This is a genomic window from Paenibacillus taihuensis (genome assembly GCF_003386535.1).
GTDB classification, from domain to species: Bacteria; Bacillota; Bacilli; order Paenibacillales; family Paenibacillaceae; genus Paenibacillus_Z; species Paenibacillus_Z taihuensis.
The window spans coordinates 260,589-283,235 of sequence record NZ_QTTN01000001.1; the positions used below are offsets into that span (position 1 = coordinate 260,589).

22 protein-coding genes and 1 riboswitch are annotated in these 22,647 nt (G+C 51.8%); of the genes, 20 read left to right on the plus strand and 2 right to left on the minus strand.

Annotated elements, in window-relative coordinates:
* The first annotated feature begins 42 nt into the window (after positions 1 to 42).
* The 15 genes from A8990_RS01350 (at position 43) to A8990_RS01420 (ending at position 15,886) form a co-directional block, all read left to right on the plus strand.
* Entirely contained in the window at positions 43 to 531 is a 489-nt protein-coding gene (locus A8990_RS01350) for a YajQ family cyclic di-GMP-binding protein (RefSeq protein ID WP_116187208.1), read from the plus strand.
* Positions 532 to 666: 135 nt separating this feature from the next.
* Entirely contained in the window at positions 667 to 1,995 is a 1,329-nt protein-coding gene (gene rimO, locus A8990_RS01355; RefSeq protein ID WP_116187209.1) for a 30S ribosomal protein S12 methylthiotransferase RimO, read from the plus strand.
* A complete protein-coding gene (pgsA, locus tag A8990_RS01360) occupies positions 1,992 to 2,576 on the plus strand; it encodes a CDP-diacylglycerol--glycerol-3-phosphate 3-phosphatidyltransferase (RefSeq protein ID WP_116187210.1) in 585 nt (194 codons plus the stop codon). Before rimO ends, pgsA begins: the two co-directional genes overlap by 4 nt.
* A gap of 125 nt (positions 2,577 to 2,701) precedes the next feature.
* The gene (locus tag A8990_RS01365; protein ID WP_116187211.1) at positions 2,702 to 3,961 is read left to right on the plus strand and encodes a competence/damage-inducible protein A; all 1,260 of its coding nucleotides are present in this window, start codon (positions 2,702 to 2,704) and stop codon (positions 3,959 to 3,961) included.
* Positions 3,962 to 4,177: 216 nt separating this feature from the next.
* Positions 4,178 to 5,242 carry a recombinase RecA gene (gene recA, locus A8990_RS01370; RefSeq protein ID WP_342772780.1) on the plus strand — a complete coding sequence of 355 codons (1,065 nt, stop codon included), beginning with the start codon at positions 4,178 to 4,180 and terminating at the stop codon, positions 5,240 to 5,242.
* Between the two features lie 103 nt (positions 5,243 to 5,345).
* Positions 5,346 to 6,011 carry a RecX family transcriptional regulator gene (locus tag A8990_RS01375; RefSeq protein ID WP_116187213.1) on the plus strand — a complete coding sequence of 222 codons (666 nt, stop codon included), beginning with the start codon at positions 5,346 to 5,348 and terminating at the stop codon, positions 6,009 to 6,011.
* A 185-nt stretch (positions 6,012 to 6,196) separates the two neighbouring features.
* Positions 6,197 to 7,738, plus strand: a complete 1,542-nt coding sequence (rny, locus tag A8990_RS01380; RefSeq protein ID WP_116187214.1) for a ribonuclease Y — start codon at positions 6,197 to 6,199, stop codon at positions 7,736 to 7,738.
* A gap of 159 nt (positions 7,739 to 7,897) precedes the next feature.
* The gene (locus A8990_RS01385) at positions 7,898 to 8,692 is read left to right on the plus strand and encodes a TIGR00282 family metallophosphoesterase (RefSeq protein WP_116187215.1); all 795 of its coding nucleotides are present in this window, start codon (positions 7,898 to 7,900) and stop codon (positions 8,690 to 8,692) included.
* A gap of 192 nt (positions 8,693 to 8,884) precedes the next feature.
* Entirely contained in the window at positions 8,885 to 9,145 is a 261-nt protein-coding gene (locus A8990_RS01390) for a stage V sporulation protein S (RefSeq protein ID WP_116187216.1), read from the plus strand.
* A 110-nt stretch (positions 9,146 to 9,255) separates the two neighbouring features.
* Positions 9,256 to 10,203, plus strand: a complete 948-nt coding sequence (locus A8990_RS01395) for a dipeptidase (protein WP_116187217.1) — start codon at positions 9,256 to 9,258, stop codon at positions 10,201 to 10,203.
* Between the two features lie 198 nt (positions 10,204 to 10,401).
* Entirely contained in the window at positions 10,402 to 12,135 is a 1,734-nt protein-coding gene (locus A8990_RS01400; RefSeq protein ID WP_116187218.1) for a 2-oxoacid:acceptor oxidoreductase subunit alpha, read from the plus strand.
* Position 12,136: 1 nt separating this feature from the next.
* On the plus strand, positions 12,137 to 13,003 hold the full coding sequence (locus A8990_RS01405) for a 2-oxoacid:ferredoxin oxidoreductase subunit beta (protein ID WP_116187219.1): 867 nt from the start codon (positions 12,137 to 12,139) through the stop codon (positions 13,001 to 13,003).
* 83 nt (positions 13,004 to 13,086) lie between these two features.
* Positions 13,087 to 13,659, plus strand: a complete 573-nt coding sequence (gene pduL, locus A8990_RS01410; RefSeq protein WP_116187220.1) for a phosphate propanoyltransferase — start codon at positions 13,087 to 13,089, stop codon at positions 13,657 to 13,659.
* Positions 13,660 to 13,818: 159 nt separating this feature from the next.
* Entirely contained in the window at positions 13,819 to 15,390 is a 1,572-nt protein-coding gene (miaB, locus tag A8990_RS01415; protein ID WP_116187221.1) for a tRNA (N6-isopentenyl adenosine(37)-C2)-methylthiotransferase MiaB, read from the plus strand.
* 22 nt (positions 15,391 to 15,412) lie between these two features.
* Positions 15,413 to 15,886 (plus strand): YlbF/YmcA family competence regulator, encoded by a 474-nt coding sequence (locus A8990_RS01420; protein ID WP_245995792.1) that lies wholly within the window; start codon positions 15,413 to 15,415, stop codon positions 15,884 to 15,886.
* Between the two features lie 57 nt (positions 15,887 to 15,943).
* On the opposite strand, the gene A8990_RS01425 is transcribed toward A8990_RS01420, so the two are convergent.
* Entirely contained in the window at positions 15,944 to 17,143 is a 1,200-nt protein-coding gene (locus A8990_RS01425) for an MFS transporter (protein WP_245995793.1), read from the minus strand.
* Between the two features lie 188 nt (positions 17,144 to 17,331).
* Between A8990_RS01425 and lepB the strand changes: the two genes are divergently transcribed.
* From lepB to A8990_RS01445, 4 genes are all read left to right on the plus strand, one after another.
* Positions 17,332 to 17,886, plus strand: coding sequence for a signal peptidase I (lepB, locus tag A8990_RS01430; RefSeq protein ID WP_116187224.1), 555 nt, complete (start codon positions 17,332 to 17,334; stop codon positions 17,884 to 17,886).
* A gap of 76 nt (positions 17,887 to 17,962) precedes the next feature.
* Positions 17,963 to 18,307: a DUF3889 domain-containing protein gene (locus A8990_RS01435; RefSeq protein ID WP_116187225.1), complete on the plus strand. Its 345-nt coding sequence runs from the start codon at positions 17,963 to 17,965 to the stop codon at positions 18,305 to 18,307.
* A gap of 61 nt (positions 18,308 to 18,368) precedes the next feature.
* Positions 18,369 to 18,680: a heavy metal-binding domain-containing protein gene (locus tag A8990_RS01440; protein WP_116187226.1), complete on the plus strand. Its 312-nt coding sequence runs from the start codon at positions 18,369 to 18,371 to the stop codon at positions 18,678 to 18,680.
* Between the two features lie 139 nt (positions 18,681 to 18,819).
* On the plus strand, positions 18,820 to 19,128 hold the full coding sequence (locus A8990_RS01445; protein WP_116187227.1) for a rhodanese-like domain-containing protein: 309 nt from the start codon (positions 18,820 to 18,822) through the stop codon (positions 19,126 to 19,128).
* 71 nt (positions 19,129 to 19,199) lie between these two features.
* Here A8990_RS01445 and A8990_RS01450 read toward each other — a convergent pair whose 3' ends face one another.
* A complete protein-coding gene (locus tag A8990_RS01450) occupies positions 19,200 to 19,763 on the minus strand; it encodes a hypothetical protein (RefSeq protein ID WP_245995794.1) in 564 nt (187 codons plus the stop codon).
* A 193-nt stretch (positions 19,764 to 19,956) separates the two neighbouring features.
* Between A8990_RS01450 and A8990_RS01455 the strand changes: the two genes are divergently transcribed.
* Positions 19,957 to 22,179, plus strand: a complete 2,223-nt coding sequence (locus A8990_RS01455) for a heavy metal translocating P-type ATPase (RefSeq protein WP_116187228.1) — start codon at positions 19,957 to 19,959, stop codon at positions 22,177 to 22,179.
* A gap of 31 nt (positions 22,180 to 22,210) precedes the next feature.
* A riboswitch (cobalamin riboswitch) is annotated at positions 22,211 to 22,441 on the plus strand.
* Positions 22,442 to 22,647 lie beyond the last annotated feature (206 nt).

Below are 22,647 nucleotides of genomic sequence, written 5' to 3' on the forward strand. Positions count from 1 at the left end.
AATACTGTGCATGAAAAAGTTGTAAAGGAGCTGCAATGAAGAATGGCAGAGAACTCGTTTGATATTGTATCGAAAGTCGATATGCAAGAGCTGAACAACGCGATCACACAAGCAGAGCGTGAGATCGAGACGCGCTTTGATTTCAAGAACAGCAAGAGCAGCATTACGCTCGAGAAGGACGATATTGTTGTCGTTTCTGATGATGAGTACAAGCTGAAGAGCGTTATTGATATTTTGCAATCCAAAATGATCAAACGCGGCGTTCCGATCAAGAACATGGAGTTCGGCAAGCTGGAGGGCGCTTCCGCAGGTACGGTTAGACAGAAAATCAAGCTGAAGCAGGGCATCGAGCAGGATATTTCGAAGAAGATCAACACGCTCATCCGGGATTCCAAGCTGAAGGTGAAGAGCCAGATTCAAGGCGATTCCATTCGTGTAACAGGCAAGAGCTTGGATGATTTGCAAGCTGTCATGGCGATGTTAAGAGGTGCAGATTTACAGATCGACCTGCAATTTACGAACTATCGTTAATGATAAATATGGTACACTAAAGTCCCGAAATGCCGTGTTATGTGCTGGCACAAGGGGCTTTTTCCTATTTTGACACTGCATATGCCTTGTATTATACTTGTTAGGATAGCTTTTCGGAGGGGTTTGGGGGATATAATGACAGAACGAGTTAAAGTAGTAACGTTAGGCTGCGAGAAAAATCTCGTGGATTCGGAGATTATGTCCGGATTAATCGATGCGCGCGGTTACCAGCTGGTAGATCAGGCGGACGACGCTACGGTTATTATTGTAAACACTTGCGGCTTTATTGATGCAGCGAAAGAGGAATCGGTCAATACGATTCTCGATATGGCTGAATTCAAACAAACGGGCCGTTTGAAGGCTCTTATTGTATCCGGCTGTTTGACGCAGCGCTACAAGAAGCAGCTTATGGAAGAAATGCCTGAGATCGACGGTATTGTTGGAACCGGCGATTTCCACCACATTACTGATATTGTGGATGAGGCGCTTAACGGCAAACGTCCGGTCAAGGTTGGCAACCCGGCATTCGACTATGATCAGAAGCTTCCTCGTCTCGTTACAACGCCGCGTTACACAGCCTACGTGAAGATTGCTGAAGGCTGCGATAATGCATGTACATTCTGTTCGATTCCGATTATGCGCGGCAAGTTCCGCAGCCGTTCGATCGAGTCGATTGTTGCCGAAGTGCAGCAGCTTGCGGATCAAGGCGTGAAGGAAGTCAGTCTGATTGCACAGGATTCGACGAATTACGGAACGGACCTGTATGACAAATTCATGCTGCCGGAGCTGCTTAATCGCGTTAGCGAAGTGGAAGGCATTGCATGGGTGCGTCTGCACTATGCTTACCCTGGCTTCTTCTCGGACGAGTTGATTGAGACAATCGCGAACAACCCTAAGGTGTGTAATTACATCGATATGCCGTTGCAGCACAGCGAGGACTCCATCCTCAAACGGATGCGCCGTCCTGGTCGTCAGACAGATACGCGTGCGCTCGTACAGCGCATTCGTTCACGTATTCCGGATGTTGCGCTTCGTACATCGATTATTGTCGGCTTCCCTGGTGAGACCGAAGAGGATTTCGAGCGTCTGTGCGATTTTGTACGTGAGATGAAGTTTGACCGCCTTGGTGTGTTCACTTACTCGCCGGAAGAAGATACGCCTGCAGTTCGCTTGCCGAACGAGGTGCCGGAGGACGTGAAGGAATGGCGTTCCAACACACTGATGGAAATTCAGCGTCAAGTGTCCAAGGAGCTGAACGGCAAACATATCGGCAAAGAGATCGATGTGCTTGTTGAGCGCTATGACGGACGCAGCGATGTATATGTAGGCCGCTCGGCTTACGATGCGCCGGAGATTGACGGTGAAGTGTTCATCTCGAAGTGCAAAGCCGCTATCGGTGAAATTCAAAGAGTGCGCATTACGCACGCTTATGAGTTTGATATGTCCGGGGAGGGACTATCGTGAATTTAGCCAATCGTATTACACTTGCCCGCATCTTTTTGGTTCCGATCATAATGGTGCTGCTCTTAATTAATGTGGATTTGAAGCCGCTCACGATTTCCGGCTCCGATTTCTCCATTACATGGAATCAAATTTTGGCTGCGCTCGTCTTCATCATCGCAGCAAGTACAGATGGTTTAGATGGCTACATTGCACGTAAGAATAAGATTGTAACGAATCTCGGCAAGCTGCTTGATCCGCTCGCGGACAAGCTGCTTGTTGCTGCAGTTCTTATTTCGCTTGTTGAGATGTCCAAGCTTGACGCTTGGATTGCAATTGTCATCATTAGCCGCGAGTTCGCTGTTACCGGGCTGCGTCAAATTGCGCTGCTTGAAGGCACTGTTATGGCGGCGAGCAAATGGGGCAAGTGGAAAACGGCTGTGCAAATTACGATGATTATCGCTCTACTATTGAACAATTTTCCGTTTGCATTCCTGGACATCCCGTTTGACGTGATTGCCAGCTATGCTGGGGCTCTGATCACCATTTATTCCGGAATCGATTATTTCGTCAAGAATAAGAATCTGATTCCAATTAATCAATAGTCCTCCATTTTCCCATTGCATACAGCATCACTTCTTCTGAATAATAGAAGAGGTGGTGCTTTATTTGCCTTATTGCTGCTATTAGCGGGATAGACGATTATCTACATAGGAATGGAGATGTTGAGATGCGTGCTGAAATTATCGCGGTCGGGACGGAGCTGCTGCTTGGCCAGACTGTGAACACGAATGCGACTTATCTGTCGCAAGGGCTTGCAGAGCTTGGAATTGATGTCTACTTTCAGACGGTTGTCGGTGATAATGCCGCCCGAATTCGCCAAGCGATCGAACTCGCTCGTACAAGAGCTGATCTGATTATCTTCACAGGCGGGCTTGGCCCGACGCAGGACGATCTCACGAAGGATGCGCTTGCCGACTATTTGAACCGCAGCATTGAACTCCATCAGCCTTCGATGGACAAAATCGAAGAGCTCTTCAGCTCGCGCGGCATTCACATGGTGGAAAGCAATCGCAGACAGGCGCATCTTATTGAAGGAAGCGAGCCGCTGATGAATGATGCGGGGCTGGCAGTAGGTAATGCGCTAACGGAAGATGGCACGCATTATGTGCTGCTGCCAGGCCCGCCTCGCGAGATGAAAGTGATGTTCGAAGGTCCAGCTAAAGCATGGATCCGATCAATCATGGGCGAGGAACGTAAATTGTTCTCGCGTCAGCTGATGTTCGCTGGCATTGGCGAATCCAGCTTGGAAGAGGCGCTGATTGATCTCATCGATGCGCAGACCGATCCTTCGATTGCACCGTATGCGAAGGATGGGGAAGTCGCGATCCGCATCTCAACGAAAGCGCTGGAACAAGCGGAAGCAGACTCGCGGCTAGAGGCGACCGAGCAGCAGATCAAGTCGCGTGTCGGGAAGCATCTCTATGCGCGTGAGGATATTCCGCTCGAAGAGGCGGTTATTCGGCTCCTGCGTGCGTCTAAGCGGACGCTGGCGAGCGCTGAGAGCCTTACTGGCGGTTTGTTCGCACAGCTGCTCACGCAAATTCCTGGCAGCAGCGGAGAGTTTGCCGGCGGCGTCGTGACATACACGAACATGATGAAGCATAAGCTGCTGAGTATCCCGATGTCGCAGCTGGAGGGAACGGACGCGCCTGGGGCGGTCAGCGAATCGACCGCTGCGCTTATGGCGGAACGCGTGCGCGAGCATGCGGACAGCGACTTCGGCGTGTCGCTGACCGGTGTTGCAGGTCCGGCGGAGTCCGAAGGGAAGCCGGTCGGCCTCGTCTATTTCGGGCTTGCGGAGCGGGGCAAGCCTACGCGGGTGTTCACCGCGCATCTGAGCGGCAATCGCGGCATTATCCGCCTGCGCGCGGCGAAGTCGATCATGTATCGGCTTTGGCAGGCGCTCTCTGGTGCAGAGATTGAGTAACGCTGCAGTTTGCTAAAATATAGCTTGCCAGCTTAATTGTGATCGACTATAATCGACACTAGACGGAAGAACCGTGGCGAAGATTACTTTGCTGCGGTTCTTTTTTTCTTCTTTTTGGCCAAAAGAGAAAATAAGAATATATGTTCGTAAAAACTCTTGTCAAAGCGAATGAAACAAGGTATCATACAAGTATAAATAATGAAGGATGTGAGTTCGTTGGCAGATCGTAAAGCCGCACTCGAAATGGCGCTTCGTCAAATAGAGAAGCAATTTGGTAAGGGCTCTATTATGAAGCTCGGTGAATCTACTCATATGCAAGTTGAAACTGTATCCAGCGGCTCGCTGGCGTTAGATATTGCACTTGGAATTGGCGGTTTCCCACGGGGCCGTATTATCGAAGTATATGGTCCGGAATCTTCCGGTAAAACAACGGTTGCGCTGCATGCAATCGCAGAAGTTCAACGCGCAGGTGGACAAGCTGCGTTTATCGATGCCGAGCACGCGCTCGACCCATCGTACGCAAGCAAGCTTGGCGTTAACATTGACGAGTTGCTGCTATCCCAGCCGGATACAGGTGAACAAGGTCTCGAGATCGCTGAAGCGCTCGTGCGCAGCGGCGCTGTTGATATCGTAGTCGTTGACTCCGTTGCGGCACTCGTTCCGAAGGCGGAGATCGAGGGCGATATGGGTGACTCCCACGTAGGTCTGCAAGCTCGTCTAATGTCGCAAGCGCTTCGTAAGCTGTCCGGTGCGATCAGCAAATCGAAGACGATTACAATCTTCATCAACCAGCTTCGTGAGAAAGTCGGCGTTATGTTCGGTAACCCTGAGACGACGCCAGGCGGTCGTGCACTGAAGTTCTACTCCACGGTTCGTCTTGATGTGCGCCGTATTGAGTCCGTGAAGCAAGGCAATGATATTGTCGGTAACCGGACTCGTATTAAAGTCGTAAAGAACAAAGTAGCTCCTCCTTTCAAGCAAGCGGAAATCGATATTATGTACGGTGAGGGCATCTCGAGAGAGGGCAGCCTAGTTGATATCGGCGTTGAGATGGAGATTATCCAGAAGAGCGGCGCTTGGTTCTCTTACAACGGCGAGCGTCTCGGCCAAGGCCGTGAGAATGCGAAGCAGTTCTTGAAGGATCACAAGGATATTGCAGCCGTGATCGATAAGCAAATTCGTGAAGCAAGCAACGTTGCAGCTGCTGCGGCAGGAAATCTGCCAGTAAGCCAAGACGACGATGACGACTTCGAGGATGAATTGGACTTGGAGCTTGAATAAACCGATGTTGGCGTATGCCATCGATTGGTGGGATAAGAGAAGCACCTGCTAACAGGTGCTTCTCTATTTTTGTAGGCTCGAATGGTGAGAGGGAGGGAAGGCAGTGCTAGTTATTACTGGTGTGGAACAAGATCGGAAAGCAAAGCAGCGTTACCATTTGTTTGTCAATGATTCGAAGGAACCGTATATCGATGTGCACGAGGACTTGCTCATTAAGTTCCGATTGCTCAAGGGACGCGAGATCTATGCCGATGAGCTGAAGGAGATCGTGGAAGAGGACAGCAGGCACCGCGCCTACATCACGGCGCTTGCATACCTTGGGGCGAGGCAGCGGACGGAGAAGGAGATACTGCGTTACCTCGCAAAGAAAGAGATCGATGCCGATGCGGCAGCGAGAGCGATTGAGCGACTGACGCAGGAAGGTTTGGTAAACGATAATCTTTACGCGAACATGTACGCGTCAGAGAAGATGAGAACGCAGCTGAAGGGCAGACGCCTGCTTCAGCAGGAGCTGCGGCAGCGCGGGATCTCCAAGGATATGGCGAAGCAAGCTTCGCAGGAGCTGAGCTCGGAGTCGGAGACGGAAGTCGCGGTTCGGGCGGCCCGCAAAAAGTGGCCGTTTATAAAAGGAGAGCCGCGCGAGAGGAAGCAGAAGCTTGCTGCGTTTCTTCTGCGCCGTGGTTTTCCGATGAGTGTTGTGCGTGAAGCGGTCAAGGCTGCGGCGCAGCGAATGGAAGATGATGATGATGGGCACATGCTTGACAATTGATTTTCACAAAAGATACAATAAGTTTGTATTATTCATTTCTAGAATCGATTTTCCTTCCAAAAATTGATTCGAACCGATTATTTTCGTCAATTAGTATGTACGTATCGGGTTAAAAACCGGCTGTAAAAAAAACCAAATACTATTCCCAAGCGTTTGCTTAGGTGAGCAACGAGGAGGTGAGAAAGATGCAAACAGTGGTTTGGATCCTGATCGTTCTCGTTGTTGGTGTAATTTTCTTTGGTGTCGGTTATTTTATTCGCAAATCGATCGCCGAGGCCAAAATTTCAAGCGCCGAGCAGGCTGCTAGTCAGATTATTGACAATGCAAGGAAAGAAGCCGAAGCGCTTAAGAAAGAAACGGTTCTCGAGGCGAAAGATGAAGTCCACAAGCTCCGTACCGAAGCTGAAAGAGACATTCGCGAACGTCGCAATGAGGTACAGCGTCTTGAAAGACGACTGATTCAGAAAGAAGAGTCGTTGGATAAAAAAATAGAAGCGCTGGAACGCAAAGAAGAACAAGTAGCCAACAAAGAGAAGCGGATCGAGGAAACGCAAGAACAAATCGATACCCTTTACAAGCAGCAGCTTAGTGAGCTTGAACGTATCTCGAACTTGACGATGGAGGATGCGAAGCAAATCATTCTGACGAACGTTGAGCAAGAGGTTCGCCACGAAACTGCACAAATGATTAAAGAGATCGAGCAGCAAGCGAAGGAAGAAGCAGATAAGAAGGCACGTGATATTATCTCGCTTGCGATCCAACGTTGTGCCGCAGATCATGTGGCTGAGACTACAGTATCTGTAGTTGCATTGCCAAATGAAGAGATGAAAGGCCGTATCATCGGACGTGAGGGCCGCAACATTCGCGCACTAGAAACGTTGACCGGTATCGATCTCATTATCGACGATACACCGGAAGCGGTCATCTTGTCTGGTTTCGATCCAATTCGTCGTGAAATCGCTCGGACATCCCTTGAGAAGCTTGTTGCAGATGGTCGTATCCATCCTGCACGTATCGAGGAAATGGTTGAGAAGTCGCGTAAAGAAGTGGACGAACGTATCCGTGAATACGGAGAGCAGGCGACGTATGAAGTTGGCGTGCATGGCTTGCATCCAGATCTCATTAAAATTTTAGGCCGTCTCAAATATCGTACAAGCTATGGTCAGAACGTGCTCAAGCACTCCATGGAAGTCGCTTATTTGTCGGGCCTCATGGCAGCAGAGCTGGGTGAAGACATTACGCTTGCAAGACGTGCAGGATTGCTTCACGATATCGGTAAAGCGCTCGATCATGAAGTGGAAGGCTCACATGTCGAGATCGGCGTAGAGCTGGCTAAGAAGTACAAAGAGCATCCTGTTGTTATCAACAGTATCGCTTCTCACCACGGCGATTGCGAAGCAACTTCGGTTATCGCAATGCTCGTCGGCGCAGCTGATGCGTTGTCGGCGGCACGTCCAGGTGCGAGAAGAGAGACGCTCGAAACGTATATTAAACGTCTAGAGAAGCTTGAAGGCATTTCCGAATCGTTCGAAGGTGTTGAGAAATCGTACGCGATCCAAGCAGGCCGCGAGGTTCGTGTCATGGTACAACCGGAGAAGATCGACGATACCGAAGCATTCCGTCTGGCGCGTGATATTACGAAGAAGATCGAGAGTGAACTCGATTATCCGGGGCATATTAAAGTTACAGTTATCCGCGAGACGCGGGCTGTCGAATATGCGAAATAACTTTCATAGCAATAAACCTAGAAAAGTGGCTGCTTGCGGCCACTTTTCTAGTCTTAAAATATAAGGAAAGTATAGGTTGCCTATACTTTCCTTATATTTCTACGCGAAGCAGAGATCGGCGACAGCCGTTCATGCTCGGATTAGAGAGGTATGGTTCGAATGAATGTATTGTTTATTGGAGATATAGTCGGCAGTGTCGGCCGCGCTGCGGTGAAGAAGGTGCTGCCTGCGCTGCAGTCCAAGTACAACCCGCATATCATTATTGCGAACGGTGAGAATGCTGCTGCAGGTCGAGGCATTACAGCGGCGATTGTGAAAGAGCTGCTTGATGCTGGCGTACACGGCATTACGATGGGCAACCACACGTGGGACAATAAAGATATTTTTGAATGGATTGACGATCAGCACCGTATCGTTAGACCGGCGAACTATGCCGAGGGCTTGCCAGGTCAAGGCGCGACGATCATTAAGGCGAACGGCAAGGAGCTTGCCATTATGAACCTGCAAGGCCGGACGTTCCTGCCGCCAATCGATTGTCCATTCCGCAAAGCGGATGAGCTGATTACGGAGCTCCAGCAGAAGACGAAAAACATCCTCGTTGATTTTCACGCAGAAGCGACTTCGGAGAAGATTGCGATGGGCTGGTATTTGGATGGGCGCGCATCGATTGTTCTTGGCACGCATACGCATGTCCAGACGAATGATGATACTGTTCTGCCAGGCGGTACAGCGTACATAACGGACGTTGGTATGGTCGGTCCGAAGAATGGTGTTCTAGGTATGGAGCGCGAAGCGGTGCTTCATAAGTTTCTGACACAGCTGCCTACGCGGTTCGTCGTGGACGAGGGCGATTGGCATTTCCACGCAATTGTGGTGGAGATCGACGATGCAACTGGCAAAGCGAAGAAAATCCAGAAAGTACGGCTTACCGAAACAGATTGGCTGCTCATGTAGCAGCCATTTTTTTATGCACGGATGCTTATTTTGCGTTCATTCGTCAACAGTCGCATTGCTATTCTATTAAAATTCTCGCAATTCAGAAGATTTTGCTAATGATAACGGAAATAAGAAGGAATTTTTTCCCCTCTATCGAATACTATCTAAATAGTGGTATTCATCCATCATTCCCGAGGAGGTATACTTTCCATGGACGTCTTAAAAGTTTCAGCAAAGTCCAATCCAAATTCTGTTGCAGGGGCGCTTGCAGGCGTATTACGCGAACGCGGCGCGGCTGAATTACAAGCAATCGGGGCTGGTGCGTTGAATCAAGCGGTTAAGGCGGTTGCGATTGCAAGAGGATTCGTCGCCCCGAGCGGTGTGGATCTCATCTGTATCCCTGCATTCACAGACATCATGATTGACGGCGAAGACCGGACGGCTATAAAGCTGATTGTCGAACCGAGATAGAACAATAGAAGCTTAAATATGGGAGCAATCCAATCGACCTGTTTACAACGTAGGCAGGTTTTTTTGCGTTAATCTATTCTTTCTGCTAACCAAAAGGAGGCGTAGTGAAAATGGCTGAGCTGTATAGTGCTGATTTTCATTGTGATGTGCTATGGAAGCTGTTGGAGAATCCATCGCTCTCGTTCGAACAGGATGTCACGAATGCGCTAGACGTGACATTGCCGAGACTGCGGCAGGCAGGCGCTGTTCTGCAGACGTTCGCCATCTATGTATCAGAGCGGATGGAGAAGTCTATGCTGCCCATTCTGAGAAGCATTGATCTGTTCCAGCGCAAGGTGCTGACGGTGCCGGAGATTACCCTCGTGCGAACTTCAGACGAGGCTGCAAAGCTGCAGGGCAGCGGCAAGATCGGGGCGATGCTGTCGCTTGAAGGGGCGGACGGGCTTAACGGCGATCTCGCAATGCTGCGCATTCTGTTTGCGCTTGGCGTCCGGGCTGTCGGACTTACCTGGAACCATGCGAACTGGGCAGCAGACGGTGTTATGGAGCCAAGAGGAGGCGGTCTGACAAAAAAAGGCCGCGCCCTAGTAGAAGAATGTAATAGATTGGGTATACTGGTTGATGTGTCTCATTTGAGCGACCGCGCATTTTGGGATGTGCTCCATCTCTCATCGAAGCCAGTCATTGCATCACATTCCAATTGCCGCGCGATTTGCCCGCATCCGCGCAACTTAGCTGATGATCAGCTGACAGCGCTGCTTGCCGCAGGAGGAATGGTTGGGGTTACTTTCGTGCCGCAATTTGTCGCCTCTCATCATCCCGTACAAATTGCTGACGTGCTGCGTCACATAGAGCGCATCTGCGAGCTAGGCGGGGCGGAGCAGCTCATGTTCGGCTCGGACTTTGACGGCATTGAAACGTACGTGGATGGACTAGCGCATCCTGGAGAGGTGGAACAGCTGCAAAAGGCGCTGTTATCGCATTATTCCGAGTCTACAGTAGCGGGCTTCTGTTCAGGAAATATGCTGCGATTTCTTGCAATGCATCTGCCTGACTGAACGATCATCCGATTCCATTCTGTTTGTGATATGGATATAATCGAAAAGAACTATGCGAGAAATCCGAGATTCCTTCTTGCTTTTTACTACTTTGAGACATAAAATTTATGTGACTGTTAATAATTTTTAATATTTTATTGTAAAGCGATGTCGAATGTCGAAAATATTGCAGGTTCATCAAAAGAGGAGATGGGCATTTTGATTAGTCAATTGTCTTGGAAAATCGGTGGGCAACAAGGGGAAGGCGTAGAGAGTACCGACCGTATTTTCTCGACAGCACTTAACCGTTTGGGTTACTACTTGTATGGTTACCGCCATTTCTCGTCACGTATTAAAGGCGGTCATACGAATAATAAAATTCGGATTAGCACGAAGCCGATGCTGGCGATTTCGGATGATTTGGACATCCTCGTTGCGTTCGACCAAGAAAGTATTGATCTGAATGCACATGAGCTGCGTCCAGGCGGCGTAGTCGTTGCGGATGCGAAGTTCAATCCAACATTGCCTGAGGGCATTAACGCTCGTCTATTCCCGGTACCAATCACTTCGATCGCAGAAGAGCTTGGCACATCCCTGATGAAGAACATGGTGGCATCCGGCGCGTCTTGGGCGCTGCTCGGCCTGCCTATCGATGTATTTAATAAAGCAGTAGAAGAAGAGTTCGGCCGTAAAGGTCCGGCAATCGTAGAGAAGAACATCGAAGCGGTTAAACGCGGCTCCGATTTCGTCCTTGAGCTTGCTGGCGGTCCGCTGGAAGAATTCCGTCTGGAGCCGGCTGACGGCAAACAGAAGCTGTTCATGATCGGTAACGAAGCGATCGGCCTAGGCGCTGTCGCTGGCGGCTGCCGACTGATGAGCGCATATCCAATTACTCCAGCTTCGGAGATCATGGAATACCTGATCAAGAAGCTTCCTAAATTCGGCGGCACAGTCGTTCAAACGGAAGACGAAATCGCAGCCGTAACGATGGCAATCGGTGCAAACTATGCAGGTGTTCGTACGATGACAGCTTCTGCAGGCCCTGGTCTGTCGCTCATGATGGAAGCGATCGGTCTTGCAGGTATGACAGAAACGCCGCTCGTTATCGTAGATACGCAGCGCGGCGGTCCTTCGACAGGCTTGCCGACGAAGCAAGAGCAATCCGACTTGAACGCAATGGTATACGGTACGCACGGTGAAATTCCGAAGATCGTCATCGCGCCAGCATCGCTCGAAGATTGCTTCTACGACACGATTGAATCTTTCAACCTATCGGAGCAATACCAAGTTCCGGTTATTCTCATGACAGACCTTCAGCTCTCGCTCGGTAAGCAATCCTGCGAGCCGCTGGATCTCAATAGAGTGCCGATCAACCGCGGTAAAATCGTTCGTGACCTGCCAGAGCTCGAAGCGAATGAGTTGTTCAAGCGTTACGAGTTAACAGCAGACGGCATCTCGCCGCGTGTTATCCCTGGCGACAAGCACGGCTTGCACCACGTTACAGGCGTTGAGCATGACGAAACTGGGCGCCCATCGGAGAGCGCGATCAATCGCAAGAAGATGATGGATAAGCGTCTTAACAAGATGAACGGCATGCTCATCCGTGATGCGGTTCGTGCAGACGCACCTCATGCGGAAGCGGACTTGCTTATCATCGGTATGGGATCGACTGGCGGTACAATCGACGAAGCGCGTCTTCGTCTTACAGATGACGGCTTGAAGACGAACCACATTACAATCCGTCAAATTCACCCATTCCCGGCAGACCTTGTGAAGTCTTACTTGGCTGGCGCGAAGAATGTCGTCGTTCTCGAGAACAATGCGACCGGACAGCTGGCTGACCAAGTGAAGCTGCACACAGGCTACGGCGACAAAATCAAGAGCATTTTGAAATACGACGGCAATCCGTTCCTGCCTTCCGAAGTGCACAAAGCATGCAAGGAGTTGGTCTAAGATGGCAACATTTAAAGAGTTTCGTAACAACGTAAAACCGAACTGGTGCCCAGGCTGCGGAGACTTCTCCGTACAGGCTGCAATTCAGCGTGCTGCTGCAAACGTCGGTCTTGAGCCGGAAGGATTGGCTGTTATCTCGGGTATCGGCTGCTCTGGACGTATCTCCGGTTATGTAAATGCGTACGGCTTGCACGGTATTCACGGCCGCGCGCTTCCAATCGCGCAAGGCGTGAAGCTGGCGAACCGCGAGCTGACGGTTATCGCTTCCGGCGGTGACGGCGACGGCTTCGCAATCGGTATGGGCCACACGGTTCATGCGATTCGCCGTAACATCGACCTGACTTACATCGTTATGGATAACCAAATTTACGGTCTGACTAAAGGTCAAACATCGCCGCGTTCCGCTGAAGGCTTCAAAACGAAGTCGACGCCGGAAGGCTCGATCGAGTCCACATTGTCGCCGCTTGAAATTGCAATGTCCGCTGGCGCAACATTCATCGCGCAATCGTTCTCCAGCGATCTGAAGCAGCTGACTTCGCTTATCGAAGCAGGTCTGAATCACAAAGGCTTCTCGCTCATCAACGTATTCAGCCCATGCGTAACGTTCAACAAAGTGAACACATACGACTGGTTCAAAGAGAACATCGTGAATCTGGATCAATTCCCGGATTACGATCCATCGAACCGCGTTGCGGCGATGAACAAGATTATGGAAACAAACGGCATGCTTACTGGCCTTATCTACCAGAACAAAGAGCGTCAATCGTACGAGTCCATGATCAGCGGCTTCAAGCCGGAAGGTCTTGCTAACCAAGACTTGTCGCTGTCTCAAGACCAGTTCGACAAGCTGCTTACAGAATTTAAATAAGAAGCATAATAGTGAAGGCATATCGTCGCTCCATGCGAACGGTATGCCTTTCTTAACGACATGACAGAAAGGTGTTATTACATATGAAAATGGTTCCGGTTGGCGTATCTGCTAGACATATTCATCTATCGAAGGAGCACGTAGAAGCGTTGTTCGGTCAAGGCGCGGAGCTAACGGTGTTCAAGGATCTATCGCAGCCTGGGCAATTCGCGGCGAATGAGACAGTCGAAGTCGTTGGACCGAAGGGAAACTTCGCGAAGGTGCGGATTCTCGGTCCAGCTAGAAAGCGGACGCAGCTCGAAGTGTCGCGTACCGACGCTTTCCAGTTGGGTATTAACCCGCCAGTACGTGAGTCTGGCGATATTGCCGGCTCCGCAGGCATTACGATTAAAGGACCTGCAGGCGAAGTAACGATCGACGAAGGCGTTATTGTCGCTGCTCGTCACATTCACTTCCACACGAGTGACGCTGAACGCTGGGGCATCGCTGACAAGCAGCGGCTGACAGTGAGATTGCAAGGGGAGCGCGGCCTTGTGTTCGAGAATGTCGTTGCAAGGGTGTCGCCTGATTTTGCACTGGATATGCATATGGATACGGATGAAGCGAATGCAGCCGGCGCCAAGACTGGTGATCAAGCGGAGATTATCGGTTCATAGCAGTTCAAGAGAGGCAATTTCGCTCATATGGCGAATTGTCTCTTTTTTGTTACAATATTCGTCTCCTTCTGTCAGAAGCATTCTCATTCTCTTTATTATGTGATGTCGGTTTGCTATAATATTGGAATGTACACGTAGGTTGAGGGGGCGTGAATAGTCGTGAAGAAAGAATCCGCAGGCAATGGGAAGGATTTCTCCAAGTACTTTGACTTCTCAGGCGCCAAAGTGCTGAAGGAAGCCGATGGCAAAACAACTTACCGGATTAACGGTCGAGATATAACGGTGAATGCTGCCCCTAATCACAAAGAAGAGAAACGCAGAGGCAAGGAAGAGATTCAAGTTCACTATGAATCTTCAATCCCTGCGGAGCTGAAGCAGCTTGGCCATGGCAAGCTCTATCACATCACGACATATGGCTGCCAAATGAACGAGCATGATACGGAAGTTATGAAAGGCATGTTCGAAGAAATGGGCTATCGGGCTACCGCAGACCGTAACCAAGCGGATGTCATTCTTCTGAACACATGTGCGATTCGCGAGAATGCGGAAGATAAGGTGTTTGGCGAGCTTGGCCATTTGAAGCATCTGAAACTCGAGAAGCCGAATCTCATACTCGGCGTTTGCGGCTGTATGTCCCAGGAAGAGACAGTCGTGAGCCGCATTATGCAGCGTCATAGCTTCGTTGACTTGATCTTCGGTACGCACAACATTCACAGGCTGCCCTACCTGCTGCAGGACGCGCTGTTCAGCAAAGAGATGGTCGTTGAAGTGTGGTCCAAGGAAGGCGACATTATCGAGAACTTGCCGAAGAAGCGGGAAGGCATGCGCGGCTGGGTCAACATTATGTACGGCTGCGACAAGTTCTGTACGTACTGCATCGTACCATATACACGCGGTAAAGAGCGGAGCAGACGTCCAGAGGACGTGATCGCAGAGGTCCGTGAGCTGGCGCGTCAAGGCTTCAAGGAAATTACGCTGCTCGGTCAGAACGTGAATGCATATGGCAAGGATTTTGAAGATATCACGTATCGGTTCGGTGATTTGATGGCGGATATGTCCAAGATCGACATTCCGCGCATTCGGTTCATGACGAGCCACCCGCGTGACTTCGACGATCATCTGATCGAGGTGCTAGGTACGAGAGGCAATCTGGTGGAGCATATCCATCTTCCTGTACAGTCTGGCAGCACGGAAGTGCTCAAGCGGATGAGCCGCAAGTATACGCGCGAGATGTTCCTCGAGCTTGTCCGCAAAATCAAGCGGGCGATTCCGGACGTCGTGTTGACGTCGGACATTATCGTCGGTTTCCCAGGGGAGACGGACGAGCAGTTCGAAGAGACGCTGTCGCTCGTACGCGAAGTGGGCTTCTCATTGGCTTACACGTTCATCTACTCGCCTCGCGAAGGAACGCCAGCCGCGGATATGGAAGATAACATTCCGCTGGACGTGAAGAAAGCGAGACTGGCTCGTCTGAACGAGCTTATCGGCGAATTGAGCCGCGAGAGCAACGAGCTGCTCCTGGGACAAGTGATCGAAGTGCTGGTCGAGGGCCAGAGCAAGAATAACGCGAACGTGCTGTCCGGACGGACACGTACGAACAAGCTTGTGCACATGGAAGGTCCAGCAGAATGGATCGGTCAATTCATTGATGCGCAAGTGACAGAAGCGACAACCTGGTATGTGAAGGCAGAGCCTTTAACATCCATCATGAATGAAGAAGCAGTATCTTAACGACATAGAGGAGCTGGAACCATTGGCAAACCACGAACATAAGCATGACCACGATCACGATCACGGTACGAGCTGCGCAGTACCGAAATTCAATACAGAAGATATCATCGTTCGCGCCGACATTATGGCGAAGACGAAAGAATTGGCAAGCATGATCTTCACATCGGAAGAGGTTCAACAGTTCCAGCGTGCCGAGAAACAGATTAATGGCAATGAGCGCGTGCAAGGTCTGATCGCGCAAATCAAGAAGAAGCAGAAGGAAGTTGTCGCATTCGAGACTACGTTCAAGAACGCAGATATGGTTGCGAAGATTGAGCAAGAAATCGAAGTGCTGCAGGATGAGCTGGACGGTATCCCGATCGTATCGGACTTCCAACAAAGCCAAGCAGACATCAACTACCTGCTGCAAACAATCGTATCGGTTATTCGCGATACGGTAGCGGAGAAAATCAATGTGGAAGACGCATCGGTTGAAGATCCGGAAGAATGCATGTAACTATATGTGTGAAAATAAAACACCTGCCGATCGAAGGATGCGGCAGGTGTTTTTGCATTAGAGATGAGCGTTGGCGCGGCGCCAGCTTAGTGCCAGGATCAATGCGATAACGGCGAAGCAGCCGCCGAGCCAGAAGCCATAGTCGCGGCCGAAGGCATCATTGATGAAGCCGGCGAGGAACGGGCCCGCGAACATGCCGACGGAGTAGATCGCCTGGTAGAAGCCCATTGCTGTCGCGCGCTTCGAAGAGGCGAAGGGCTGAATGGCGAGTCCCAGCAGCAGCGGCAGGTGCATGCCCTGCGCAAGTCCATTCAGCGCCTGCGTCGCGGCGAGCCATCCGAGCGATGGCGAGTACGCAATCGCGACGGTGAAGATGGCGCTGAGCGCATAGCCGACGGCGATGACGTTCATGCTGCCGAAGCGAGGTGCGAGCCATCTGCCCGAGATGAGCGAGGTAAAGGCATGCGGCACCATGAAGGCAATGACAATGAGCGTCAGCTGCGTGTTAGAAGCGCCGAGCGATGTCGCTTTCAGCGGCGTGAAGCCGAACATCGTGATGAACAGCACGCAGTGCGCGAGAATCGAGAGCGTAGACACTTGCACAAGGGTTCGCGTCTTGAACACTTCCCGCAGATGCTGCATCGAAATCGGAGGTCGGCTGACGCCTTCGCGCGGCTCCTTCACGGCGAAAGCGAGCACGAGTCCGGCAAGCCCGAGGAAGATGCCCGTGGTGAAGGCAGCATTATAGCTGAATTCGCCTGCGAGCCAGCCGCTTAGCGTCATACCGATCAGTTGACCGGACACGGTCATGAAGCTGATGTTGCTCATCGCCTTCGTGGCTTCTGACGATGCGAAGTAGGCAGCATAGAGCACGGTAAATGCAACCCATGCCGAGGCGCATACGCCGGACATCATCCGGCCTGCGAGCGGCCACAGCCAGGAGCCGGGTATTGTAAATAGCAAGCAGCTTAGTGCGCCGCTGATCATGCCTAGCATGAGGAACGGTTTGCGCTTATGCAGCTTATCGGAATACAAGCCGAGCGGGAAGCGCACAAGCATCTGGATAAAGCCGTAGCTGCCAAGCACGACACCAATCAGCACGTCGGCGTATCCTCTGCTTGTCATGAAAGGGGATAGGATCGGCACGTACACATATAGCGTCGACCAGTAGAGCAGCGTAACGACGATGAAGATGAGGTGATCCGTCCGGTTCGCGGCAATTAGCGGTTTCTCGGACGTCACAGCTGCAGTAGACAAGGAAGGGTCACTCCTTTTACGATAAAATGAGAACAATCCTCCTAACTGTATCGCATGGGACGAGGCACGGCAATATTTTTTACCGGGCAGGGGATTGTGAGGAAACTATTGCGCAGCTTCAGTCGTATAAAGGGAAGTGCGTGCAGAAGGTTGATTGAGAAGGATGTAAACCGGGAAGGAGAGCTTGGATGGAGACGAGTAAAATACCGAATCAGAGCGTGAAGAGGTCTTGGGTGCGAGAGCTGAGGGATTGGTTCGTCTCGCTCGCGGTGGCGATAGTCGTAGCACTGCTCGTGCAGAACTACGCGTTTGCACAAACGGAGGTCAAGAATATATCGATGCAGAAGACGCTCGTCGAAGGCCAGCGCCTCATTGAGGACAAGCTGAGCTATCATTTCGAGTCGCCGCACCGCGGAGATATTGTCATCATTAACGGGCCGGAGAGCGACAAACGGCTTATTAAGCGGGTCATTGGCTTGCCAGGCGACGTGATCGACTTTACGGATGACGGACAAGTGACGATCAACGGCAAGGCGTTGAATGAACCATACATAAAAGGACGTTCTTACTCCAATGGCTTGCCAGTGCCATATGCGGTGCCGGAGAAAACCGTGTTCGTCATGGGCGATAACCGCGAGAACAGCATGGACAGCCGTGCGATTGGACCGATCGCTTACTCGAGCGTCGAAGGTCGTGCCGTATTCAGGCTCTGGCCGCTCAATAAGTTCGGACAACTCAACTAATTGGAAGGTTATTGCATATTCATGCCTCGGATGGGGAATTCTACCTTCGCCTATATTCTGGAGGTGGAATTGAACGATGAGAGCAATATGGATGACAATGGTGCTGGTCGTGCTGATGCTAAGCACGTCGGCCGTTCAAGCTGGAGCCGAACCGACGTATGCCAAGTGGGGCAGGCTTGCGATGAAGGAAACGACTAAGAAATATCACGCCGATATCATCGACTATAAGCATGTCGGCCGGAAGGTGGAAGAAGGCGGGCTGATGTCCGAGACCTTCCGTCTGCAGCTGCGCAAAGGATCGAAGGAGTTCGAAGTGACGGTGCGCATCTGGTTCGAGCAGCAAAGCGAGCGAGTCGTGCGGATTCATTTTACGGAGGATGACAAAGCAGACGGGCTGCCGGCTGCGATGTATCAGATTTGATTTTGAATCCTTTTGCGAGGCTGCGCCGTATGTGAGCATATACCAATTGGGAGGGATAAGCATGATTTTATCAACGACACCAACGATTGAAGGACAACCGATTCAGCAATATTACGGCGTAGTAACCGGAGAAGCGATTATGGGCGCTAACATCGTACGCGATCTGTTCGCGTCGATTACGGATATCGTCGGCGGCCGCTCCGGCGCGTACGAGACGAAGCTGAAGGAAGCGCGGGACGTTGCGTTCAGCGAAATGTCCAGCCAAGCGTCGCGCCTCGGTGCTAATGCGATTGTCGGTATCGATATTGATTACGAAGTGGTGCGTGAAGGCATGCTGATGGTTGCCGTCAGCGGTACTGCGGTTCGCGTGTAATGGGATAAACAGCGTCCGGGTTCGCTCGGATGCTGTTTTTTAATTGCACCAGAGCCGGAATATGGTGGACATCGAGAGCTCATGAAGAGTAAAATGCTACTAGCACAAGTAACTTAAGCTTGAAGGAGCGGTAACAGCAATGGGAGAAATTACGGCAAGCGAGCTGGAAACCCGGCTGCGTGAAGGCGAGAAGCTGAGCGTCATTGACGTTCGCGAGCCTGACGAGTGGGAATCCGGCCATATCAAAGAAGCGATCAGCATCCCGATGTCGGTATTTATCGAGCGCCTTGGCGAGCTGAACGACATGGAAGAGCCGCTCTACCTGGTGTGCAGAAGCGGCAACCGCAGCGGCAGAGTGAGCGAATACTTAGCCACGCAAGGCTATGAAGTCGTGAATGTGCTTGGCGGCATGCTGAGCTGGCCGGGTCAAGTTGTAACTGGCGAATAAGCAGGTAGAAATGGAAAAAGCATTTTGTTCATCCGCCAAGGGTGAGCAAGATGCTTTTTTGTTTGTGATGGTCAGTCATAACCGCCTTCAGCAGCAGGCAGTGCTTTGTATTCTTCCCTGGCAGCGACGATCTTCATGATGTCAACGCGAAGCTGCTTCAGCTTCTCCGCATCATTGGAAACCGTGCAATGCCGATCCGTCCAAGTGAGTTCGCGCGTTGCGCCGTCTATCGTTATTTTCCACGTATCTTCCCCGTATGGCGTTTGCTCGCAAGTGCTGGCACCCGGCTTGTATGGCTCGATATCGATATTCATAATTTCGATCGCTTTCATTTTCGCATAGATGTTCGCCATCTCGTCCGCTGATAAGGCGAGGTTTGCCGTCGCGGTACCTTTTACAATCAAGTCCTTCGTGACCGTATCGGTATATGTGTTGACTTCGTTCTTATTCACCTCGCCATAGCCAAACTTGACCGAGAAGTCAAACTCGCTCGGCATCGTATCTGACATGACCCAGCGTTCCGTTTTATCATCCGCCCGCGGTTTCAGCTCCGAGCCCGCTCTCTCTCCGCAGCCTGTCAGCACCAGTATTACTGCAAGCAATGCGATCTGAATTTTCAACATGTGCTTTCTCATTCGCAACGGCATTCTCCCCCTTCTATTTACTCTCAGCTACCTATTATGACGGATTTTACCATCAATTGTTGCAGAAGTTATGCGATCGAATCATGAGGCAGGCAGCCTGACCATATAGTGAAGAGTAGGACAGCTTATTGCACCCCGTGTAATATGCTTGATTGAGCTCCTAAGCTAGGAGGAATCGATAACGATGCAGCAGCAAGAACTGAACGAAGGTGTCCTTGATTTGCGCATTCAAGGCATGAGCTGCACCGCGTGCGCGACCCGAATCGAACGGGCAGTCGGCAAGCTCGCCGGCGTGACGGCGGTGTCGGTTCATTATGCAGCCAAATCGGCCTATGTCGCTTATACACCAGGGAGTATTACGCCGTCCGCCATCATGGATCGCATCGAACAGATCGGATTCCATGCCCATCCACACGGCAAAGAAGGCGGCAACTCGGAGATCGATAAACTGCGCTTGCGGGTATTCACGGCAATTGTACTTACGCTGCCGCTTCTTTGGACGATGGCGCATCACTATAGCTGGACGCAGGGCATCCCTGTGCCGTTATTTCTGCAAGAACCACTGCTGCAATTTGTGCTTGCGGCGATTGTCCAATTCTTCATCGGCATGCCGTTCTATTTCGGCGCCTTCTATGCGCTCAGGGAACGGACGGCGAATATGGATGTGCTGGTTGCCATCGGGACAACAGCTGCTTTCGTGTACAGCTATATCTCGATGATGTCTGGAGGGGCGCTGTATTTCGAGACGTCGGCAGTCGTCATAACGGCAGTGCTGGGCGGCAAGCTGCTTGAAGCAACGGCATCGGAGCGGGTCATTCGCGAAAATGACAGCTTTGGCGCGCTGGAAGCGAAGGAAGCGGTCGTCATTCGAGCAGGGCGAAGAGAGCGAGTGCCGCTCGTGCGCGTCAGAGCGGAGGATCAGCTCATCGCAGCGGTGAATGAGCCGATTCCGGCGGACGGCATTATCGTGGAAGGACAATCCGCGATCGATGAATCGTTCCTCACCGGCGAGAGCGCGCTCGTGACGCGCACGGTCGGTGACCACGTCTACGCAGGGACGATCGTCCGTGGCTCGGAGCTGCGCATTCAAGTGACGGCCATTGGGCAGCAAACGATGCTGAGCCGAATCGCGGCGCTGACCAGACATGCGCAGTCGACCAAGTCGTCGATCGGCCGGCGAGTGGACCAGCTGGCCGCAATTTTTGTGCCCGTCATGATGCTGCTGTCGCTCGGGACGCTGCTGCTCTGGCTGCTTTGGCTGGAGCCGGGCGGCTGGGGAGCGGCTTCCATGCATGCGCTTGCCGTGCTGCTCGCCGCTTGTCCATGCGCGCTCGGACTTGCCTCGCCGATCTCGCTCGTCATCGCGACGGGGAAGCTAGCAAGGCGCGGCATCGTGCTCAAGGAAGCGGGCGCGCTGGAGCGGCTCGCGCAGCTGGATACGATCGTGCTCGATAAGACCGGCACGCTGACGGAAGGCAAGCCAGCGCTCACGGAAATCTATGCGTTGAGCGGTGAGCCGAACGCGCTGCTTCGTTTGGCAGCGTCGGCGGAAGCAAGCTCGCCGCATCCGTTCGCATCTGCGATACTAGCAGCGGCACGCCGGGCCGGACTCGTGTCGCCGGAATGCTCCGCGTTTCAAGCGTTCCCAGGAAAGGGAGTCGAGGCATATGTGGACGATAAACATATTGAAATCGGTAATGCTGCGTTCGCTGCCGAGCGGGCCTGGAAAATGAGCCGTGTCATGCAAAGCTTCGTGAATCGGAAGGAAGTCGCGGGGGAGTCTGTCATCTATGTAGCGATTGACGGGGATTGTGCGGGTGCTTTTGCTTTTGCCGATCAAGTGAAGCGATCTTCTTACGAGGCTGTTCACGCGCTCGCCGGAGAGAGGCTTAACGTGCTGCTCGCGACAGGCGACCATATCTCGGCTGCGAACAATGTTGCCGACCAGATCGGCATTGCCGGCGTCCATGCTTCGATGCTACCTGAGCATAAAGCAGCGCTGATCCGCGAGCTGCAAAATAACGGGCACGTCGTCGCCATGGCGGGAGACGGCTGGAACGATGCGCCTGCCCTCGCCGCTGCCGATGTCGGCATCGCCATGGGAAGCGGGACGGAAGCGGCGCTTCATGCCGGACATATGACGCTGCTGCGTGCCCGCCTTACCGGCATCTACGAAGCGCTCGTGATCAGCCGGCTTACCGTTCGCAACATCCGGCAAAATCTCGGCTTCGCGTTCGTTTACAACTCCATCATTATTCCATTTGCCGCTGTTGGCGGGATTGAGCCATGGATGGCTGGCACCGCGATGGCGCTAAGTTCTGTGTCGGTTGTCGGGAATGCGCTGCGCCTGAACGGACAGATGACACGCGCGCTCGGACGGAGGAAACATACGCTAGACAACCTATAGCCCAAGTGGTATATTTACACAAGCACAATTGCATAGAACACGTAAAACAGGTGCTTTGAGATAGAGCCTAAGCTCGATATCTCTTAGCTTAATAGGGAAGTCCGGTGAAAGACCGGCACGGACCCGCCACTGTAAGGAGCGCCAATTGCTTAGGCAATCGGCACTGGATCCATAGATGTCACTGAGCGGCCAATCGCCGCACGGGAAGACGTGGATGACAGATGCTCCAAGTCAGGAGACCTGCCTGTTTCGTAAACCATGCTGCCTACGAGGATTTAGGCAGGTGTTAGAGATTGGCCATATACGAACGTATTTCAACGCGCGCCTAAGCTTCTTTTCAGCTTGGAGTGATGTGAAAAGTCCGTCGGCCGCTGCTTAAGCGAAGCATGAGCATTTCTGACATCTGTCTGTCGGGAATGCTCTTTTTTGCATTCTCGGTAGACTCAAATTAGATTGACGAAAATGGGA

Coding starts and splice junctions, on each gene's coding strand:
- A8990_RS01445 (WP_116187227.1), top strand. CDS start 18,820: ATGGGAGAAATTACGGCAAGCGAGCTGGAAACCCGGCTGCGTGAAGGC.
- pduL (WP_116187220.1), top strand. CDS start 13,087: ATGAAAATGGTTCCGGTTGGCGTATCTGCTAGACATATTCATCTATCG.
- A8990_RS01455 (WP_116187228.1), top strand. CDS start 19,957: ATGCAGCAGCAAGAACTGAACGAAGGTGTCCTTGATTTGCGCATTCAA.
- A8990_RS01435 (WP_116187225.1), top strand. CDS start 17,963: ATGAGAGCAATATGGATGACAATGGTGCTGGTCGTGCTGATGCTAAGC.
- A8990_RS01350 (WP_116187208.1), top strand. CDS start 43: ATGGCAGAGAACTCGTTTGATATTGTATCGAAAGTCGATATGCAAGAG.
- A8990_RS01450 (WP_245995794.1), bottom strand. CDS start 19,763: ATGAGAAAGCACATGTTGAAAATTCAGATCGCATTGCTTGCAGTAATA.
- A8990_RS01395 (WP_116187217.1), top strand. CDS start 9,256: ATGGCTGAGCTGTATAGTGCTGATTTTCATTGTGATGTGCTATGGAAG.
- lepB (WP_116187224.1), top strand. CDS start 17,332: ATGGAGACGAGTAAAATACCGAATCAGAGCGTGAAGAGGTCTTGGGTG.
- A8990_RS01390 (WP_116187216.1), top strand. CDS start 8,885: ATGGACGTCTTAAAAGTTTCAGCAAAGTCCAATCCAAATTCTGTTGCA.
- rny (WP_116187214.1), top strand. CDS start 6,197: ATGCAAACAGTGGTTTGGATCCTGATCGTTCTCGTTGTTGGTGTAATT.
- A8990_RS01365 (WP_116187211.1), top strand. CDS start 2,702: ATGCGTGCTGAAATTATCGCGGTCGGGACGGAGCTGCTGCTTGGCCAG.
- A8990_RS01405 (WP_116187219.1), top strand. CDS start 12,137: ATGGCAACATTTAAAGAGTTTCGTAACAACGTAAAACCGAACTGGTGC.
- A8990_RS01440 (WP_116187226.1), top strand. CDS start 18,369: ATGATTTTATCAACGACACCAACGATTGAAGGACAACCGATTCAGCAA.
- A8990_RS01385 (WP_116187215.1), top strand. CDS start 7,898: ATGAATGTATTGTTTATTGGAGATATAGTCGGCAGTGTCGGCCGCGCT.
- rimO (WP_116187209.1), top strand. CDS start 667: ATGACAGAACGAGTTAAAGTAGTAACGTTAGGCTGCGAGAAAAATCTC.